Source organism: Pseudomonas sp. NFACC02, assembly GCF_900110765.1.
Taxonomy (GTDB): Bacteria; Pseudomonadota; Gammaproteobacteria; order Pseudomonadales; family Pseudomonadaceae; genus Aquipseudomonas.
On the sequence record NZ_FOEO01000001.1, the window covers coordinates 245608 to 265129 of the forward strand.

Sequence of the window (19522 nt, forward strand, 5' to 3'; positions counted from 1 at the left end):
TTCTCCCAACGTCTTTCAACGGGCGTCTTCCGTCGGACCAGACACATTCTGTAATGTTCCTGCTCCTTGAAAATTCACGATTCCGTGCTTTTAGACGCGCTCCTGCCCCCGACTCACATTTTTTTCACCTGCCGATCACCATACTTGCGCACCTTTGTGTGAGCCGTCTGCCGACCCTTGTCGGATAGCGCGGCCCTTACACCTGCACGACGCGACGGCCTTGCTCCGTCGCATGAAAGATCCATAGCTGGAGCGCTTGATGGCAACTATGAAAGGGAGCTCCCCGGCTCCGAAAGGTTTCGACTGGGCCGGACTGGTCTGGCTGTTTGTCTTCTTCTGGTATTTTTCCGGGATCACTCAACTGCTGATTCAGCTGACGGGCATTACCGGTTTCGCCGGGTTCCGTCAGGCGTTCGTGATGAGCGGCATCTGGCTGGCACCCATGCTGTTGTTCCCCAACAAGACCCGGATCATGGCCGCGGTCATCGGGGTGGTGTTGTGGGCCTGCTCGATGGCGAGCTTGGGCTACTTCTTCATCTACCAGCAAGAATTTTCGCAAAGCGTCATCTTCATCATGTTCGAGTCGAACATCTCTGAAGCGGGCGAGTACATGACTCAGTATTTCGCCTGGTGGATTGTCCTGGCGTTTATTGCCCATACCGCTTTCGCGATTTTCCTATGGACGCGTCTGCGCCCGGTCTACGTGCCGCGAGGGCGCGCCTGGGTTGTCGCGACCGCCCTGCTGGTGGCAATCATCGGCTATCCGCTGGCCAAGCAGATGGCGCGTCACGACGACATGGCATCAGGCCTTGAAGCGTTCGAATCGCGCATCGAGCCAGCAGTGCCCTGGCAGATGCTGGTGGCCTATCACCGCTACACGCAGCAACTGGACAGCATGCAGGCCATGCTGACCAGCAGCACGAACATCCCACCCTTGAATAACCTCAAGGACCAACAGGCCGGCCTGCCAACCACGCTGGTATTGGTCATCGGCGAGTCCACCAACCGGGGCCGCATGCACCTTTATGGCTATCCGCGCCAGACCACGCCGAACCTGGACGCGATGAAAGATCAGTTGCAGGTGTTCAACAATGTTATCACCCCGCGTCCCTATACCATCGAAGCGCTGCAGCAGGTTCTGACCTTCGCCGACGAGGAAAACCCGGACCTGTATTTGAAGACACCCTCCATTGTCAGCGTGATGAAACAGGCAGGCTACAAGACGTTCTGGATCACCAACCAGCAGACGATGACCAAACGCAACACCATGCTGACAACGTTCTCCGAGCAGGCTGACGAGCAGGTTTACCTGAACAACAACCGCAACCAGAACGCTCGCCAGTACGATGGCGATGTGCTGGAACCGTTTGCCAAAGCCTTGACCGATGCCGCACCGCGCAAGCTGATCGTCGTCCACCTGCTGGGGACGCACATGAGCTATCAGTACCGCTACCCGCAGGACTATGAAAAATTCACCGGTCGTGACGGCGTGCCTGCGGCGATCGATGACAGCAAGCTTGAGCTCTATAACAGCTACGACAATGCGGTGTTGTACAACGACTTCGTGGTCTCCAGTCTGATCAAGGAATACAGCAAGGCGGACCCGAACGGCTTCCTGCTGTACCTGTCCGACCACGGTGAAGACGTCTACGACTCGGCGGGACACAACACGCTGGGCAGGAACGAAGCCAAGCCGACGATTCCGATGTACACCGTGCCCTTCATCGCGTACGCCTCACCCAAGTGGCGCCAGACACACGACTGGAATTTCGACAGTATTCAAGACCGTCCTTATACCAGTTCGAACCTGATTCATACGTGGGCGCAACTGGCCGGCCTGAGCTTTGACGAACTGGACACCACCAAGAGCCTCGTGAGCCTGGACTTCAAGGCGCGTCCGCGCCTGATCGGCGATCCTTATGCGCAGAAGGGCCTGAGTGATTTTGCGGTGATGGAAAAGGTTGCCAAACAGCCTCAGACAACGCCTGAAGTGGCCGCCAAGTAATCCGTCGCATTCAGGTGCGATGTAAAAAAGAAGGCCTGCGCAATGCAGGCCTTCTTTGTATTTACGCGTCGCGTCGTATCTACTTATTTACGCATCGTATCTACGCGTGTATTCAGCGCGTCCGTGTCACAGCTTGCGCATCAGCACGCGGGTCACCCGGCGCTCCTGTACCTGGACCACTTTCAAGCGCCAGCCCTCCCATTGCACCTCATCGCCCGACACCGGCAGACGGTCCAGCAAACTCATGATCAGACCCGCCAACGTCTGGTATTCGTCGGTCGCGGGCGCCTTGAAGCCAATCCGCTCGCGAAGGTGAGTCAGGCTCATCGACGCGTCGACCCGCACGCTGTCACCCTCCTCCTCCAGACCGGGACCGTCCGCTTCGCTCGCATCCGGCAGTTCTCCGGCAATGGACTCGAGGATGTCGGTCATGCTCAGAATGCCGACAAAATCGCCGAATTCATTGACCACAAACGCGATGTGCGTCGACTCCGCCCGCATCTGGTCGAGCGCATTGAGAATCGAAAAGCTGTCGAGCAAGTTGATCGTGGTGCGCGCCAGGTGTTCAAGATTCGGGGCGCCCCCCGCCAGCAAGCCGTTAAGCAACTCTTTCTTGTGCACAAAGCCCAGTGGCTCTTCCACCCGCCCACCCCGAATAAGCGGCAGGCGGGAGTAAGACGACGCCACCAATCGCTGACGAATAACGGCTTCGTCGTCATCCAGATCGATCATGTCGACGTCGGTACGCGCGGTCATCACATTGCGAATCGGCTTCTGCGCGAGCTGCAGGACGCCGCTGATCATGACGCGCTCCCGGCGATCGAAGACGACTTCATCGGTATCGCCTTCCAGCATGTCCACGATGTCCTCGCCCACCTCCTCAACATCCGGTTTGCGCCCGCCCAGCAGGCGCAGCACCGCGTGCGCCATGCGCTCGCGGCGGGGTAAATGCCCTTTGAGACTGCGTTTGCGGCGCGAACGCGCGATCTGGTTGAAGACCTCAATGAGGATTGAAAAACCGATCGCTGCGTACAGGTAACCTTTGGGAATGTGGAACCCCAGGCCATCGGCCGTCAGGCTGAAGCCGATCATCATCAAGAAGCCCAGGCACAGCATGATCACGGTGGGGTGCGCGTTGACGAAAGCGGTCAGCGGTTTGCTGGCGACGATCATGATGGCGATGGAGAACACGACCGCAATCATCATGATGGACAGTTCATCGACCATGCCCACCGCCGTGATCACCGCATCCAGCGAGAACACGGCATCGAGCACGACAATCTGCGCGACGATTGGCCAGAACAAGGCGTAGGTCGCACTGCCGGTCTTCTGAGCGACGTGTCCTTCCAGCCGCTCGTGCAACTCCATCGTTGCTTTGAACAGCAGGAAGATGCCGCCGAATAGCATGATCAGATCGCGACCCGAGAAGGACTTGCCGAAGACGTCAAACAGAGGCTCGGTCAGCGTTACCATCCAGGAGATGCTCGCCAGCAGCCCGAGACGCATGATCAGCGCCAGCGACAACCCCAGCACCCGCGCGCGATCACGCTGCTCCGGTGGCAGCTTGTCGGCCAGGATGGCGATGAACACCAGGTTGTCGATGCCCAGCACCAGTTCCAGAACGATGAGCGTGAGGAGGCCAAGCCAGGCCGTTGGATCTGCAATCCATTCCATGGTCAGTTATTCCTTGGGGGCGGCGAAAGGACAGGTACGTGAACGACCGACGTCACGGAATCGGGAACGGTACACGCGAATGAAAAGTGGAGGAGGCGCAGATCAGCGCAAAGTAGCGAAAGGCAGCCGTGAACGTTCAGCGAACGAGATCGACAACTGGGAGGTTCCAGTGAAAGAGACATGAGCGTCCTGAGATGAATACGGGACGCGATCCTATCTCGGCGGGGGAAGGGTCTTACAGGACAGAACTGTTACAAATGTTATGAACAGTGTTGCCCGGGCAACACCCCAGGATGTGCCTGGCCGCTATGGGACAGGACCGCGCCCGCAGGCGTCCGTTGTGGAAGCGAATCGATTCGCCCGGCACAGCTCCTGGAAACTCGGTTCCCGTTGCACACAGGCCGGACGAATGAATTCGCTGCGGCAGGCTTGAATCAGGCTCTCGCCACTCAAGCACTACAACGCTTTTTGCCAGAACAGCGCTCTGCCCATTTGCGGGTCGAGTTGATAGTCGGAAAACCCGAGTTTGCGGTAGGCGCCGAGCGCTACTTCATTGCCTTCGAGCACCTCAAGGGTCATTTTGCAGCAGCCGCGTTGACGGGCGATCTCTTCGACCTTGGCCAGCATTTTCTGGCTGATGCCCTGCCCTCGTGCGCTGGCAATGACGGCGACATCGTGGATGTTCACCAGGGGCCGGCAGGCAAAGGTAGAAAAACCTTCGAAGCAGTTGACCAGCCCGACCGGCTCACCCGCAATAAACGCCAGCACGCTGAACGCATGGGGTCGTTTGGCCAATTCGATCGCCAGTTGCTGACGAGTGTCCAGTGACAAGGACTCGCCGCCGCCCATGGCATCTTCGGCATATTGATTGAGCAGGAAACCGATGGCTTCAGCGTGGACCGGGTTGGTGTAACTGGCTTGCAGGACCAGAACCTCAGGGGCTTGCATTGACTTCCTCTAACATTCAGGGGGGTATGGGCAACCGGCGGGACGCCGTTTTGTCTCGTGGGCGGAATTCTACCGTGGTGCGCACCAAGATATCCCCATACAGAAGTAGGAAATTTCTCGTTATGCACAAGATTTGCGCTTCCCCGCACCGAGAAAAGGCGATACATCCAATGTGCTGATCCGACTCGCCGGCAGAAGGCCCTCAAAGACGACGGAATCCGCGGTGTACTGGTTTGATTGTCGAACAATCCGACCGACGGTATCGGCGCTATTTTTAACCCTTTGAGTGCGCCAGAACGGCGCACGACGCGGTCAGCAACTTGGTGTAGCGAGATGAATTTTTTCCTACAAAAACGCGCCATCCCGCGTGCCAGACATTTCCCAGAAAAAAAGTCGAAACTTCTGATAATGCACTGGGTCAGCACATTAGAGCGCCTATGCTATTGGTTGAAGCCCGAGCAGAGGCCGCTATCACCTTGTCCTTCACTATGCAGTCGGTAAATGGGTATCGATTTTGCGTAGGCCTTGTGTGCCTGGCCAACGGACATGGCCAATTACAACTCATGTGCTGTACCAACACTGCGTATCGAATGGGAGAAAACGATGATTAGTGCCGCTGTCAAAACCCAGAAGGGAGAGAGTTTTAATCAGCCGGCCAGCGAGCTGACCCATCTGCCGGTCTTCGCAACGACGAGCGCACCTTTGCTGCAACTGCCCCCTGTACAACCAGGCATGTCAATGGCGAACAGGAAGAAAATCCTGTTCGTGACATCGGAAATGGCCGATCTGGTAAAAACCGGCGGTCTGGGTGATGTGTCTGCTGCACTGCCGCGCGCCATGCGCCACCTGCACGATGTACGCGTGCTGATTCCCGGCTATCCACAGGTCATCAATAGCGGTAACCCGATTCACATCATCAGTGAGCTGAGCGGCCACGCCGCGCTGCCTCCCTGCAAGATCGGCCGTATGGACATGAAAGACGGTCTGGTCATTTATGTGCTGATCTGCCCTGAACTCTACGAGCGCGAAGGCACGCCCTATGGCGATAATCAGGGTCGCGACTGGTCCGACAACCACATCCGTTTTGCGCGCCTGGGGCTGGCAGCCGCCGACTTCGCCGCCGGGGCGGTGAAAACCCAGTGGTGCCCGGAACTCGTTCATGCCCACGATTGGCCAGCAGGCCTTGCACCCGCCTATATGAAGTGGCGCGGTCAGAGCACGCCGAGCATTTTCACTATTCACAACCTGGCGTATCAGGGTTTTGTCAGCACGGCATCGAGTCGCGAGCTGGGTATTCCCGATGAGGCACTGGGGCCCGATGGCATGGAGTTTTACGGCCGGCTGTCGTTCATCAAGGCCGGTATGGCCTACGCCAGCCACATCACCACCGTCAGCGCGACGTACGCCAAGGAAATCACCACGCCAGACTTCGGTTGCGGCCTGGAAGGCTTCCTCCAGAGCAAGGCCAATCGAGGTCAGCTCAGCGGGATCCCTAACGGCATCGACGAAAGCTGGGATGCCGCGACCGACGAACACCTGATCTGCCGCTTCGGTCCCAACGAGTGGACGCGCAAGGAGATCAACGCCGATCACGTGCGCGAGCTGTTCGAGCTTGAACCCTCTACCGGCCCGCTGTTCGCGGTGGTCTCCCGTCTGGTTTATCAAAAGGGCCTGGACCTGACCATCGGGGTGTCTGAGTACATCGTCAAAAACGGTGGTCAGATTGCGATCATCGGCCGTGGAGAACCGGAAGAAGAAGACGCCATGCGCGCCCTCGCCGCTCGTTTTCCCGGTCAGATCAGCGTACGGGTCGGCTTCAACGAAACCGATGCCCGTCGCATGTTCGCCGGCAGCGACTTCCTGCTGATGCCATCACGGTATGAACCGTGCGGGCTGAGTCAGATGTACGCCCAGCGCTTTGGTTCGCTGCCGGTCGCACGCCGTACTGGCGGCCTGGCGGACACCATCGAAGACGGATGCACCGGCTTCCTGTTCGATGAGTCGACGGTGGAGAGCTATACCGAAGCGCTGACGCGTGCGTTCAATGTCTTTGCTAACCCGCCACTGCTCAACGCTATGCGGTGCCGCGCCATGGCTGCTCCGTTCGACTGGCACAAAGCGGTAGAACCGTATGCCGATCTCTATCAGGAACTGTTGAAGAAGAACGTGGGTGCTGCGCTGCAATACTGATTCATGAACTGGAAAAGGGGTAACGGATGCCTTCGCGCACGGATAAAAGCTGGCGCCACGGCGCCGTCTTGCTGGATCCTGAACACACTCGGTTCGCCCTCTGGGCGCCGGATGCCTATTACGTCAGCGTCGAGTTAGAGGATGGGCCGTCACTGGCCCTGCTGCCGCAGGACGATGGCTGGTTTGTCCTCGAAACACGATGCCCGGCGGGCACGCGATACCGCTACAAAATCGATGAAGACCTTCTGGTACCTGACCCGGCTTCCCGGGCTCAGGTCAGCGAGGTGCATGGCTACAGCGTGGTCATCGACCCAAATGCCTACACGTGGCAGCACGCTGCGTGGCTCGGTCGTCCCTGGCATGAAGCGGTCATCTACGAGTTGCACGTAGGTGCACTGGGTGGATTTGCCGGAGTCGAACGCCATCTGCAACGGCTGGCGGACATCGGCATCACGGCCATCGAGTTAATGCCCATCGCGCAGTTTCCCGGCAACCGCAACTGGGGCTACGACGGGGTCTTGCCGTACGCGCCGCAGTCCTCCTATGGAACCCCGGAGCAGCTAAAGCACCTGATCGACACGGCCCACGGCCTTGGTCTGATGGTGATTCTGGATGTGGTCTACAACCACTTCGGGCCCGACGGTAATTATTTGGGGAGCTACGCCAAGCACTTCTTCCGCAGTGATAAAAAGACGCCGTGGGGCGATGCCATCGATTTCCGGCGTCGTGAAGTGCGTGACTTCTTCATCGACAACAGCCTGATGTGGTTGCTGGAGTACCGCTTCGATGGTCTGCGTTTCGACGCCGTGCATGCCATTGAAGACCCGACGTTCCTCACTGAGCTGGCCGAGCGCGTCAGGCAGAACACGTCATCCGAGCGCCATGTCTGGCTGATGCTGGAAAACGAGTTCAACGAAGCCAGTCGCATGGATCAAGGCTACGACGCTCAGTGGAACGATGACGGCCATAACACGCTGCATGTTCTTCTGACTGGCGAAACGGATGCGTACTACACAGATTTCGCCCACGAGCCCACCCATAAGCTGGCACGTCTGTTGAGCGAAGGCTTCGTGTATCAGGGCGAATCCACCCGCCACGGTCACGCTCGAGGCGAACCCAGCGCGCACCTGCCCCCGACCGCCTTCGTGCTGTTTCTGCAGAATCATGACCAGATCGGCAACCGCGCCCTCGGTGAGCGGCTGGTGCAACTGTGTCCGCCCGAAGCGTTGCGCGCAGCGACAGCCCTGTTGCTGTTGTCGCCGATGATTCCGTTGATGTTCATGGGCGATGAATGGGGTGCAAGCGAGCCGTTCCTGTTTTTCACCGACTTCCATGACGAACTCGCCGACGCGGTTCGCGAAGGCCGTCGCGGCGAATTCGCCGACTTCGCTGCATTCGCAGACCCGGCTCAACGCGAGCGCATCCCCGATCCGAATGCCTTGCAGACCTTCGAGGCGTCGCGCCCCGCCGTGGATGCCCTGCTGCTGGAAACCGACAAGGGGCAGGACCATCGCAACTGGCTGGAACTGTATCGAACGCTGCTGGACATCCGTCGCGCGCATATTGTGCCGCGTCTGTCAGGCGCCGAGGCCCTCGGCGCCGAGGTGTTGGCGGAAAAAGCCGTCAGCGCACGCTGGCGGTTGGGCGATGGCAGCACCCTGCGCATCGATCTCAATCTTGGGGCGCACAAGGTCGAGATCGACGAGCACCCGGTGCAGCACGTTCTTTATGAGTCTCATCCAAAATCGGCAGAACTTTCCCAACGCGGCAGCCTCAATCCATACACGGCCATTGTCAGCCTGATATCGAGTGACGTTGTGGAGGAACAGGATGAGCAATGAGCAACTGGAAATGCTGGCGGCCGAGGCAGGATTGTCGGTCGACTGGAAAGACGCCAACGCACGACCGCAACGGGTGAGCCCAGAGGTGTTACGCAAAGTCCTCGACGGCCTGGGTTACCCGGCTGAAAACGATGAACAGATCACTGCAAGCCTCAAGCGTCTGCAAGACCAGCGCCTTTCCACCTCGCCTCCACCGCTGCTGACGGTCGACCACGGCACCAACCTCGACCTTTCGCCCTGGTTCAAACCCGAAACACCCTTCGTGCTCGAACTGGAGGACGGGTCTCGTCTGGATGCAAAGCTCACCGCCAACGCCGAACTGCCCGCGCTGGCGACCGTGGGTTATCAGCAACTGGCAATCGATGGTCAGCACCTGACCATTGCTGTCGCCCCGAAAACGGCCTACACGCTGGCCATGGCCACCGATGTTGCCGTGCCCCGTGCCTGGGGCCTGACGTTGCAGTTGTACTACCTGCGTCGCGAGGGCGACGGCGGTTTCGGCGATACCCAGGCCCTTGAAAACTTTGTCCGCTCGGCTGGCGAGCGGGGTGCGGCCGCGGTCGCAATCAGTCCGGTCCACGCCATGTTCGCCAGTGATAGCGAACGCTTCAGTCCGTACTCCCCTTCGAGTCGTCTGTTCCTCAACGCACTGTACGCCGCACCCGGCGCGATCCTCGGCGAGCGCGCCGTGCGCATGGCAATCGAGGAAACAGGCCTGGGTGCGGAACTCAAGCGCCTTGAAACGCTTCCCTTGATCGACTGGCCCGCAGCGGCCTCGGCCAAGTGGAAAGTCTTGCGCGCGCTGTACGCTGCCTTCATCGCCAGTGACCATCCGCTGCACGAAGATTTCAACAGCTTTCGTCACGCCGGCGGTGAAGCACTGGAAAACCACTGCCGGTTCGAGGCCATGCGCGATCAGTGCGACCTGCTCGGCATCAGCGGCAACTGGCACGAGTGGCCGGAGCAATACAAGAGCCCTCGCAGCAAGGCGATTGACGACTTCGCGGCCAGCCACAGCGAGCAGATTGGTTTCCATGCCTTCGCCCAGTGGCTGATTGCCCGAGGTCTGGAGCGTGCGCAAACGGCAGCGCGTAGCAGTGGCATGAGCGTGGGCCTGATCGGCGATCTGGCGGTCGGCGCCGACGGTGCGGGGAGCCAGGCCTGGAGCCGTCAGGATGAATTGCTGTCCGCACTGACCGTCGGTGCGCCACCCGATATTCTCAATCGCTCCGGTCAAAGCTGGGGCATTTCGGCATTTTCGCCCACGGGCCTCAGACGTAACGGGTTTCGCGCCTTCATTGAGATGCTCCGGGCCAATTTCGCCCATGCAGGCGGTCTGCGCATTGACCATGTCATGGGCTTGCAGCGCCTGTGGGTGGTGCCATTGGGTTCACCGCCCAGCGAAGGCGCTTACCTGAACTATCCGCTGGACGACATGCTGCGCCTGCTGTGCCTGGAGTCCTGGCGCCACAAGGCAATCGTGCTGGGTGAAGACCTCGGCACGGTGCCCGACGGCCTGCACGAAAAACTCTCCGCCCGCGGCATTCTGGGCATGCGCGTGCTGTTGTTCGAACAAAACGACGGGCAGTTCAAACCGATCATTAAATGGTCCAGAGACGCTTTGGCGACCACCAGCACTCATGACCTGCCCACGTTGACCGGCTGGCTCAGTGAATTGGACATTGAGTGGAACAAGACGCTGGGCCACATCGATGACGACACCGAACGTCATTGGCGCGAAGGTCGAGAACGCGAGCGTCAGGGTCTGCGCGCGGCGCTGAAGGAAAGTTACGGCATGCACGACAGCTCCGACAGCGACCTCATCGACGGCAGCGTGCGTTATCTGGGGCACACCCCTGCACCGCTGGTGCTGCTGCCCATCGAAGACGCACTGGGCATCGAAGAACAGGCCAACCTGCCCGGCACCATCGACAGCCATCCCAACTGGCGTCGTCGACTGCCCGGAGACAGCGCCACACTGCTGGACAATGCCAACGCTGCACGGCGCCTGGAAATACTGGCTGCGGCTCGACTGCAGGCCGCGGAGCGTGATCAATGAGTCAGTCTGTCAATCCACCATTAAAATCCCTGCGCGCAACACAACGTCTGCAGTTCCACAAAGACTTCACCCTGGATCACGCCGTCGAGCTTGTTCCCTACTTTGCCAGGCTGGGCATCAGCCACGTATACGCCTCGCCGTTGCTCAAGGCGCGAGCGGGCTCGATGCACGGGTACGACGTGGTCGACCCGAGGGTCATCAACCCTGAGCTGGGCGGAGAACCTGCCTTGCGGCGACTGGTGGCCGCGCTGCGGCAACACGGCATGGGGCTCATTCTGGACATCGTTTCCAACCACATGGCCGTGGGTGGCGCGGACAACCCCTGGTGGCTGGACCTGCTCGAGTGGGGTCAACGCAGCCCGTACGCCAAGTTCTTCGACATCCAGTGGAATTCGCCTGACCCACTGCTCAAGGGCCAACTGTTGCTGCCGTTTCTCAGCACCGACTACGGCACCGTGCTGCAGAATGGCGAGGTGCCTCTGCGGTTCGACAGTGAGCACGGCAGTTTCCGCGTTGAACATTACCAGCACCATTTCCCGATCAACCCCGGCACCTACGGCCCGTTGCTGAAGGCGGCCAACCGTCCGGAGCTGGATCAGCTGGTGGAGCGTTTTGCGCGGCTCGACGAGCGTGCAGACGCCTACCAGGAAGCGCAAAGCATCAAAGCCGAACTGGTGACGTTGCTGAAGGCCAAACCGGACCTGACGCAATCCATCGAAACGGGCCTTACGCAATTCGATTCGCGGCAGCCGGAAGGCTTTAACAAGCTGCACCGTCTGCTCGAGCGTCAGGACTACCGCCTGGCCAGTTGGCGCACCGCTGGCGACGATATCAACTGGCGGCGCTTCTTCGACATTAACGAGCTGGGCGGCATCAAGGTCGAGCGCTCGCAGGTGTTCGAGGCATCCCATGCAAAGATTTTCGAGCTCATCGCAGAGGGCCTGGTGGACGGCCTGCGCATCGACCACATCGACGGTCTTGCCGACCCGCGCGGCTATTGCCGCAAACTACGGCGCCGCGTCGACAGCTTGCTGAGCCAACGTCCTGCGGGCACCGAACTGGATCACGTGCCGATCTTCGTCGAGAAGATCTTGGGCGTCGATGAGCCGTTGCGTCAGGACTGGAACGTCGACGGCACCACGGGTTACGAATTCATGAACCAGGTGTCGTTGCTGCAGCACGATCCCAAAGGCGAAGCGGTATTGGGTGAGCTGTGGAGCCGAGTCAGTGGACGTACGGCCGACTTTAACCAGGAAGTACTGGAAGCCCGGGACCTGGTACTGCACGGCACCCTGGCCGGCGACTTCGAAAACCTTGCTCAAGCGCTGCTTCAGGTGGCACGCAGTGACGTCATGAGCCGCGATCTGACCCTGGGCGCGATCCGCCGCTCGTTGCTGGCGCTGGTCAGCAACTTCCCGGTGTATCGCACCTACATCACCGCCAGCGGACGTTGCGAGGAAGATGAACGCTTCTTCCAGCAGGCGATGACAGGCGCGCGGGAAATGCTCAGCGAAGGCGACTGGCCGGTGCTCGATTACCTTCAGCGCTGGCTGGGCGGCGAACGCCTGCGTGACTACCCGGCAGGCCCGCTTCGCGAGATGCGCCGCAAAGCCCATAACCGCTTTCAGCAGCTGACCTCGCCGGTCGCGGCCAAATCGGTCGAGGACACCTCGTTCTACCGCTCGGCCGTGTTGCTGTCACGCAACGATGTGGGCTTTCATCCGCAACATTTCAGTGCACCGGTGGAAGCGTTCCATCACGCGTGCATCGAACGCGGTGCACACTTCCCGGACAATCTGCTCACCACGGCGACCCACGATCACAAGCGCGGTGAAGACACGCGGACCCGTCTTGCAGTGCTCAGTGAACAGGCCGGTTGGTACGCCGAACAGGTCGAACGCTGGCAGCAACTGTCCGCCCCGCTTAAAGCGGCCGAAACCCACATCAGCCCGGGCGACGAGCTGATGCTCTACCAGGCGATATTGGGCAGTTGGCCGTTTGGCCTTGAGGGTGAAAGCGCGTTTCAGGATTACGCCAAGCGTCTCGTGCAATGGCAGGAAAAAGCCCTGCGCGAAGCCAAACTCCAAAGCAGCTGGAGCGCGCCCAACGAAGCGTATGAAACGGCCTGCCGCGAGTTCTTGCAGCGCCTGCTGCTGAGCCCCGAGGCGCTCGCCTTGCGTCAGTCCATCGGTGCCACAGCCAATCGAATCGCTCCGGCGGGCGCCCTGAACAGTCTGGCGCAAACTTTGCTGCGAATGACGGTGCCCGGTGTTCCTGATCTGTATCAGGGCACCGAATTCTGGGACTTCAGCCTGGTCGATCCGGACAACCGCCGTCCGGTCGATTATCCCGCTCGCGAACGCGCCCTGGGCGAGTCCGTGGGGGTCAGCGAGCTGCTTACCCAGTGGCAGGACGGCCGGATCAAACAGGCCTTGATCGCGCAGGTGCTCATGCTGCGAAATCAATACCCTGACCTGTTCAGTGAAGGCCGATACCAACCGCTTGACGTGATGGGCGAACACGCCGGACACGTCCTGGCATTTGCCCGGGAAAAAGGAGGTCAGCGGGCTATTGTTGTGGTTCCACGTTTGCCGGCTGAACTATTGGGCACCGCGCAAACTCCATTGATCAACGCAACACATTGGGGCGATACACGAATCCTCCTGCCGTTCGCTGATTCAAATCCAAATTGGAAGGGACTTTTTTCGCAGGCTACAGTCACAACCAACAAGGAATTGTCGCTCAGCGCAGCGCTCAAGGAATTTTCTGTAAACCTGCTTATTCAAACCTTGTAATACCCGGGAGTGTCGAGATGAGTGCCGACGAAAAGAGAATCAGTGAGCTAGCCCACCAGATCTGGGAAACGGAGGGCAAGCCCCACGGTCAGGACGCGCGTCATTGGGAAATGGCCCGCAAGCTGGCAGAGGCTGAGGCCAAAGCGCCGAAAAAAGCCGCCGCCAGCAAGACCGCCAAAGCCAAACCGGACGCCAAGGCCGAGCCTAAAGCAGCAGCCGCAAAACCTGCAGCGAAGGCGCCGGCCAAAGCAGCCGCCAAGCCCGCTGCGAAAGATGCCGCTAAACCGGCGGCCAAGCCCGCTGCCAAGGCGCCAGCTAAACCAGCCGCGAAGCCAAAGGCTGCCAGCGCCGATGCGACGGCTGCCAAGCCCGCTGCAAAACCTGCTGCCAAGCCCGCCGCCAAACCGGCCGCAAAGAAAACACCGCCGGCCGCCAAGCCGCCCGCGCCCTGAGTATTCGTCGTCGACGAATATCCATCGCGCAGCAGACCCTTGCCGCAGGGATCGCCTGAAAACGATCACACCCCCCTGCGGCATTTACCCGCTTGTTTTATCAATGGATCAGGAATGGCGCAGTCCCAGCCTGCGACACAGGCTTCGTTCGCCCTCAGGAAATCATTCGCACGTCAGGAATACACATGAGCAAGCAAGAGAAAAAAACATCCCCCCAGAATGAATCCGCCCAGGCTGACAGCCCGCAGGTCAATGCGACGCGCATCCGTGAAGGTCTGCCCTTCCCCCTTGGCGCCAACTGGGATGGCCTGGGCGTCAACTTCGCTATCTTTTCGGCCAATGCCACGAAGGTCGAGCTGTGCCTGTTCGACTCCACCGGTGAGGAAGAACTGGAGCGCATCGAGCTCCCTGAATACACCGACGAGATTTTTCACGGCTATCTGCCTGATGCTCACCCGGGGCTGGTATACGGCTACCGCGTGTACGGCCCTTATGACCCGAAAAACGGCCACCGTTTCAACCACAACAAGCTGCTGATCGATCCCTATGCGAAGCAACTGGTCGGCAAGCTGAAGTGGTCCGAAGCGCTGTTCGGTTACACCATAGGTCACCCGGATGAGGATCTGAGCTTCGACGAACGCGACAGCGCACCGTTCGTTCCCAAGTGCAAGGTCATCGATCCGGCCTATACATGGGGCCGCGATCAGCGGGTCAACGTGCCGTGGGAAAAGACCATTTTCTATGAGACCCACACGCGCGGTTTCACCATGCGTCATCCGTCCGTACCGGACGAAATCAAAGGTACGTTTTCCGGCTTGATGGTCGATGACGTCATTCAGCACATCAAGGGGCTGGGCGTGACATCCGTCGAGCTGCTGCCGATCCACGCGTTCGTCAACGACCAGCACCTGCTGCAAAAGGGCATGACCAACTACTGGGGGTACAACACGATCGCGTTCTTCGCGCCCGACCCGCGGTTCCTGGCCCATGGCAAAATCGCCGAGTTCAAAGAGATGGTCGCGCACATGCACCATGCCGGGCTCGAGGTCATTCTGGACGTGGTCTACAACCACACTGCCGAAGGCAACGAACGCGGTCCGACCCTGTCCATGCGCGGCATCGACAACGCCTCGTATTACCGTCTGATGCCCGACGACAAGCGTTTTTACATCAACGACTCCGGCACCGGCAACACGCTCGACCTGAGCCACCCTTGCGTGTTGCAGATGGTCACTGACTCCCTGCGCTACTGGGCGAGCGAGATGCACGTGGACGGTTTCCGGTTCGACCTGGCAACCATCCTCGGCCGCTATCACGACGGTTTCGACGAGCGCCACAGCTTCCTCGTGGCGTGCCGGCAGGATCCGGTGCTGCGTCAGGTCAAACTGATTGCCGAGCCTTGGGATTGCGGTCCTGGCGGCTATCAAGTCGGTAAGTTCGCGCCGGGCTGGGCGGAATGGAACGACAAGTTTCGCGACACCGTACGTGCGTTCTGGAAAGGCGACGAAGGTCAACTGGCCGACCTCGCAAGCCGCCTGACCGCCTCGGGCAATATGTTCAACCAGCGCGGTCGCCGGCCTTATGCGTCGGTCAACTTCGTCACGGCGCACGACGGGTTCACCTTGCACGATCTGGTCTCTTACAACGACAAGCACAACGAGGACAACGACGAGAACAACCAGGACGGCAGCAACGACAACCGCTCCTGGAACCATGGCGTCGAGGGCCCGACCGAAGACCCGGAAATCAACGCACTGCGCCTGCGTCAGATGCGTAACTTCTTCGCCACGCTGCTGTTCTCTCAAGGCACGCCGATGGTGGTGGCCGGCGACGAGTTTGCCCGCACCCAGCACGGCAACAACAACGCCTATTGTCAGGACAGCGAGATTGGCTGGGTCAACTGGGATTGGGACGAGGACGGCAAGGCGCTGCACACCTTCGTCAAACGCCTGATCAAGCTGCGTATGACCTATCCCATCCTGCGTCGCGGGCGTTTCCTGGTCGGTGACTACAACGAAGACCTGGGCGTGAAGGATGTCACCTGGCTCTCGCCGAGCGGTGAGGAGATGACCATCGAGCAGTGGGAAGACAGCAATGGCCGCTGCCTGGGCATGCTGATGGACGGCCGCGCTCAGGAAACCGGGATTCGTCGTCGAGGCTCCGAAGCGACCTTGCTGCTGGTGGTGAACGCGCACCATGAAGGCGTCAACTTTACCCTGCCGGAGGTGCCGGAGGGTGTGAACTGGACCTGCCTGGTCGACACCAATCAGCCCGAAATCAAAGGCAAGGAACAGTTTGAATTCGGCACGGAGTACACAGTGACGCCGCGTTCATTGCTGCTGTTCGAGCTGCAAAAGGAAAGTCAGGCTTGACCCTGGTTCCGCAGGATCGTGCTCACGGTCCTGCGGACTCTCGACCCTGCGTTTTCAGCTCACGCCCTCCATACGCCTGCATGCCCTCCTTCTGAAGGGCATGCTCCGTGTCACACCAAGGCCGATAACCTCACATCGGCCGCCAATACCCGATGCAACTGCCCGTTCGCGGCAAAGATCGGCACCGACACCGTTATGCAGAACGCATCCGTCGCGGAAGAACGATAAGCCGGCGTAATGTGGCTGGTGAGGTGTTCCGCCACTTCACGAAACCAGGGCCGCTGAACCCAGTTGCGGCCCTTGCAGTTGGGTGAGGCGCTATCCTTCTCCAACCCGATGTTCTCGCTGATCTGCGTGCCGGTGCGGTCCACCAGGTAGAACAACTCGAAACGCTGATCGCGCTGCAGGGTATCGAACATGAAGCACTCGGCGGCCTGCACGTCGCCCTGCATCGTCGCCAAGGCGCTCGACGCGCGGTTCAGATGCTTTTTGGTGCATGCGGGCCGGAGCGGCGAAGAAGCATGGCCTAGCGCGCCAGCAGCGCTGCATAGGTACCCAGGTCGATATTGCCGCCGCTGATGATCACACCGACGCGCTGTCCTTTCAGTTCGCTCGCCATGGCCCGGGCGGCTGCGAATCCCAGGCATCCCGTGGGCTCGACAACCATTTTCATGCGCTCGGCGAAGAAGCGCATGGCTTCGACCAGTTGCCCGTCGCTGGCGGTGAGGATGTCGTCGACGTCGCGCTGGATGATGCCGAAGGTGTAGTTGCCCAGGTACTGGGTCTGTGCACCATCGGCGATGGTTTTCGGCGTTTCGATCTTGACGATGCGTCCGCTACGCAGCGATTGCTGACCGTCGTTACCGGCTTCGGGCTCGACGCCGTATAACCTGCAATCGGGTGCCAGCGCGCGAGTGGCCAACGCTGACCCGCTGAGCAAACCGCCGCCGCCCAGGCAGACGAACAGCGCGTCCAGCGCGCCGACCTCTTCGAACAGTTCTTTGGCCGCCGTGCCCTGCCCGGCGAGAATGTGCGGGTGATCGTAAGGCGGGACCAATGTCAGGCCTTGCTCGTGGGCGAGCTGCCGCCCAATCGCCTCACGGTCTTGGGTGTAACGGTCATAGCGCACGACCGTCGCGCCATATTCTTTCGTCGCGGCGACCTTGGCAGCCGGAGCATCGTGGGGCATGACGATGGTTGCAGGGATGCCCAACAATCGGGCCGACAGTGCGATGCCCTGCGCGTGATTGCCGGAGGAGAACGCGACCACGCCATGCTTGCGTTGCGTGGCATCGAACGTCGACAACGCATTGAACGCGCCGCGAAACTTGAACGCCCCCATCCTCTGGTAATTTTCACACTTGAAGAACACCTCGGCACCCAACTCACGGTTTGCCGTGCGCGAGGTCAACACCGGTGTCTTGTGGGCATGGCCTTCTATGCGTGCGGCAGCGGCGACCACGTCGTCATAGGTGGGAAGCACGAGGTTCGTCAGTGGGAGGGTGTCCATATTCATCCTCAAAGGTCGGGTTGAGCCAACAGGCAGGTCCATCGGCTACTTTGTATGGATTTCCCACGGACAAGCAATCTCTGCCTTCGCCAATTTTTTTGACGGCAGCTTTTCGCCGCTTGAAACCCCCGACTTCACTGACTTTGTAGTCACGAATCGACCTTTGTGTATTGAAACTACAAAATATGTAGCGAGCGAAAATATTCACTACAAAATGGTTGACGAAGCTTTTTCGTAACGGCATAGTTCAAGCGTCTCCCCGATCGGGAGAGCTGGCAAAAGTATTCCGGGCCCGTTCGACATAGCCGTCGGACAACCTCTGGATGTGGGCTGCCCACAAGGCAGATTGAAGAGCTGAACCGGCATGATCGACCCAAAGGCCGAGCGCTGGCGAAACGTCCTCATGACACTTGTGGTCGACCACGCATCGTCGCCAGTGTCCTCATGACGCCCGCTGATTCTCTCCTCTGTATCGACATGCCGTAGCAGCCTCTTCTTTTCACTACATCCAGACCGCCCGGTACCGGCTCTGTGTACCGACGGACCTTGTTTGTCAGCGTGTAAAAGGACTGCGGATCGATGGACGATTCGCCATTGCGTTTGAACTAACCAGATAGATTAACGAATAGGCACAAAGGGGTATCCGGTCATGAATCTGAACAATCAACCTACCATTGATCAACTGGCTCGACTGTTCGCGGCGCAGAAGGACTCCCTCGATAGCCACATTCTCTGGGTCTGTGAGAAAGGTGATGTGCATATGGACAGCCTGGGTGCATGCACCGAGGAACAACAGTTCGACGAACAACACCCGCACATGCGTGCACGACTGAGGATGTACCGCAAAGGCCAAGGCTATGTCGGCAAAAAAGCAGCTGCCGACAAGCAGTTCCTCGGTCAGGTACTCGACACCCTGAGCAGTGCATGGGGCAGCGCTCAGAAAGAACCTGGCGTACGCGTCATCGACAGGCTCTGCTGAGTCGTACCCTGACGCCGCGGGTCATTCGATTATCGAGTGGCCCGCGGCGTTTTTCGTTGTCGCGGCTCAGGTGCAACCGGTCAGTGCTGATCGGGATTCACCCGCGCCGTCAGCACATGATCTGCCCACTCGCCATTGATCTTCAGATAGGAACGGGCAAAGCCTTCTCGCTGGAACCCCAACCCTGACAACACCCGTGCACTGCGTTCGTTTTCTGGCCGATAGTTGGCCATGATCCGGTGCAGTTGCAGGTCCTCGAACACGTAGCCGATCGCTTTGCGCAGGGCCTCCGTCATCAGGCCCCTGCCCTGTGCCTGCTCTGCCAGCGAGTAACCCAAGTGGCAGGCCTGGAATACGCCGAGGACAATGTTGCTGAAGTTGCATTCGCCGATCATCTCGCCACTGTCCCGCTCGCAGATCAACAGGTGCAAGGCGCGTCCCGCGAGCCGTTCCTGCTCGATGAAGCTGACGCGGCGAATGACGTTCTCGATCGCGTAAAAACCGGGAGGACGGGTCGGCTGCCAGGGCTGGAGATGCTTGCGGTTGCGGATGTTGTACGCCTGGATTTGCGCGGCATCCCCGCCCAGGGCCGGGCGAAGGACAAGGCGCTCCGTAACCAGATGGATCCGTTGGGGTTCGGCGATGATATCCATCAGTCGGATCTCCTTGGGGGCAAGGCTCGGAGTGGCGACGACGC

13 protein-coding genes are annotated in these 19522 nt (G+C 59.7%); 8 read left to right on the top strand and 5 right to left on the bottom strand.

The window, feature by feature from the left end; all coding sequences use genetic code 11:
* Positions 1 to 259: 259 nt before the first annotated feature.
* Complete coding sequence (locus tag BMY73_RS01285; RefSeq protein ID WP_092404442.1) at positions 260 to 2005, top strand: phosphoethanolamine transferase CptA; 1746 nt, start codon at positions 260 to 262, stop codon at positions 2003 to 2005.
* A 126-nt stretch (positions 2006 to 2131) separates the two neighbouring features.
* Here BMY73_RS01285 and BMY73_RS01290 read toward each other — a convergent pair whose 3' ends face one another.
* Together BMY73_RS01290 and BMY73_RS01295 are read right to left on the bottom strand one after the other, a co-directional pair.
* Positions 2132 to 3679, bottom strand: coding sequence for a TerC family protein (locus tag BMY73_RS01290; RefSeq protein WP_092404444.1), 1548 nt, complete (start codon positions 3677 to 3679; stop codon positions 2132 to 2134).
* A gap of 456 nt (positions 3680 to 4135) precedes the next feature.
* Positions 4136 to 4627, bottom strand: a complete 492-nt coding sequence (locus BMY73_RS01295; protein ID WP_092404446.1) for a GNAT family N-acetyltransferase — start codon at positions 4625 to 4627, stop codon at positions 4136 to 4138.
* Between the two features lie 603 nt (positions 4628 to 5230).
* Here BMY73_RS01295 and glgA point away from each other — a divergent pair.
* The 6 genes from glgA to glgX all read left to right on the top strand — a co-directional run bounded on the left by glgA (position 5231) and on the right by glgX (position 16336).
* Positions 5231 to 6817 (top strand): glycogen synthase GlgA, encoded by a 1587-nt coding sequence (glgA, locus tag BMY73_RS01300; RefSeq protein ID WP_062388842.1) that lies wholly within the window; start codon positions 5231 to 5233, stop codon positions 6815 to 6817.
* Between the two features lie 26 nt (positions 6818 to 6843).
* Positions 6844 to 8658 (top strand): malto-oligosyltrehalose trehalohydrolase, encoded by a 1815-nt coding sequence (gene treZ / locus BMY73_RS01305; RefSeq protein WP_092404448.1) that lies wholly within the window; start codon positions 6844 to 6846, stop codon positions 8656 to 8658.
* Positions 8648 to 10717 (top strand): 4-alpha-glucanotransferase, encoded by a 2070-nt coding sequence (malQ, locus tag BMY73_RS01310; protein ID WP_092404450.1) that lies wholly within the window; start codon positions 8648 to 8650, stop codon positions 10715 to 10717. Before treZ ends, malQ begins: the two co-directional genes overlap by 11 nt.
* Complete coding sequence (locus tag BMY73_RS01315) at positions 10714 to 13512, top strand: malto-oligosyltrehalose synthase (RefSeq protein ID WP_092404452.1); 2799 nt, start codon at positions 10714 to 10716, stop codon at positions 13510 to 13512. The genes malQ and BMY73_RS01315 overlap by 4 nt, the downstream gene beginning before the upstream one ends.
* Positions 13513 to 13529: 17 nt before the next feature.
* The gene (locus BMY73_RS01320) at positions 13530 to 13964 is read left to right on the top strand and encodes a DUF2934 domain-containing protein (RefSeq protein ID WP_092404454.1); all 435 of its coding nucleotides are present in this window, start codon (positions 13530 to 13532) and stop codon (positions 13962 to 13964) included.
* Between the two features lie 185 nt (positions 13965 to 14149).
* The gene (gene glgX, locus BMY73_RS01325) at positions 14150 to 16336 is read left to right on the top strand and encodes a glycogen debranching protein GlgX (RefSeq protein ID WP_092404456.1); all 2187 of its coding nucleotides are present in this window, start codon (positions 14150 to 14152) and stop codon (positions 16334 to 16336) included.
* A gap of 110 nt (positions 16337 to 16446) precedes the next feature.
* Here the strand turns inward: glgX and BMY73_RS01330 are convergent, their stop codons facing one another.
* Both BMY73_RS01330 and BMY73_RS01335 read right to left on the bottom strand, forming a co-directional pair.
* Positions 16447 to 16755: a PDC sensor domain-containing protein gene (locus BMY73_RS01330; protein WP_139214059.1), complete on the bottom strand. Its 309-nt coding sequence runs from the start codon at positions 16753 to 16755 to the stop codon at positions 16447 to 16449.
* Between the two features lie 107 nt (positions 16756 to 16862).
* Positions 16863 to 17846 carry a threo-3-hydroxy-L-aspartate ammonia-lyase gene (locus tag BMY73_RS01335; RefSeq protein WP_092404460.1) on the bottom strand — a complete coding sequence of 328 codons (984 nt, stop codon included), beginning with the start codon at positions 17844 to 17846 and terminating at the stop codon, positions 16863 to 16865.
* Between the two features lie 649 nt (positions 17847 to 18495).
* On the opposite strand from BMY73_RS01335, the gene BMY73_RS01340 reads away from it, so the two are divergent.
* On the top strand, positions 18496 to 18825 hold the full coding sequence (locus BMY73_RS01340; RefSeq protein WP_062388864.1) for a hypothetical protein: 330 nt from the start codon (positions 18496 to 18498) through the stop codon (positions 18823 to 18825).
* Between the two features lie 80 nt (positions 18826 to 18905).
* Here the strand turns inward: BMY73_RS01340 and BMY73_RS01345 are convergent, their stop codons facing one another.
* Positions 18906 to 19478: a GNAT family N-acetyltransferase gene (locus tag BMY73_RS01345; RefSeq protein WP_092404462.1), complete on the bottom strand. Its 573-nt coding sequence runs from the start codon at positions 19476 to 19478 to the stop codon at positions 18906 to 18908.
* Positions 19479 to 19522: the final 44 nt, after the last annotated feature.

Coding starts and splice junctions, on each gene's coding strand:
- BMY73_RS01320 (WP_092404454.1), top strand. CDS start 13,530: ATGAGTGCCGACGAAAAGAGAATCAGTGAGCTAGCCCACCAGATCTGG.
- BMY73_RS01295 (WP_092404446.1), bottom strand. CDS start 4,627: ATGCAAGCCCCTGAGGTTCTGGTCCTGCAAGCCAGTTACACCAACCCG.
- BMY73_RS01345 (WP_092404462.1), bottom strand. CDS start 19,478: ATGGATATCATCGCCGAACCCCAACGGATCCATCTGGTTACGGAGCGC.
- BMY73_RS01340 (WP_062388864.1), top strand. CDS start 18,496: ATGAATCTGAACAATCAACCTACCATTGATCAACTGGCTCGACTGTTC.
- BMY73_RS01335 (WP_092404460.1), bottom strand. CDS start 17,846: ATGGACACCCTCCCACTGACGAACCTCGTGCTTCCCACCTATGACGAC.
- BMY73_RS01330 (WP_139214059.1), bottom strand. CDS start 16,755: ATGTTCGATACCCTGCAGCGCGATCAGCGTTTCGAGTTGTTCTACCTG.
- glgX (WP_092404456.1), top strand. CDS start 14,150: ATGAGCAAGCAAGAGAAAAAAACATCCCCCCAGAATGAATCCGCCCAG.
- BMY73_RS01315 (WP_092404452.1), top strand. CDS start 10,714: ATGAGTCAGTCTGTCAATCCACCATTAAAATCCCTGCGCGCAACACAA.
- BMY73_RS01285 (WP_092404442.1), top strand. CDS start 260: ATGGCAACTATGAAAGGGAGCTCCCCGGCTCCGAAAGGTTTCGACTGG.
- BMY73_RS01290 (WP_092404444.1), bottom strand. CDS start 3,679: ATGGAATGGATTGCAGATCCAACGGCCTGGCTTGGCCTCCTCACGCTC.
- treZ (WP_092404448.1), top strand. CDS start 6,844: ATGCCTTCGCGCACGGATAAAAGCTGGCGCCACGGCGCCGTCTTGCTG.
- glgA (WP_062388842.1), top strand. CDS start 5,231: ATGATTAGTGCCGCTGTCAAAACCCAGAAGGGAGAGAGTTTTAATCAG.
- malQ (WP_092404450.1), top strand. CDS start 8,648: ATGAGCAATGAGCAACTGGAAATGCTGGCGGCCGAGGCAGGATTGTCG.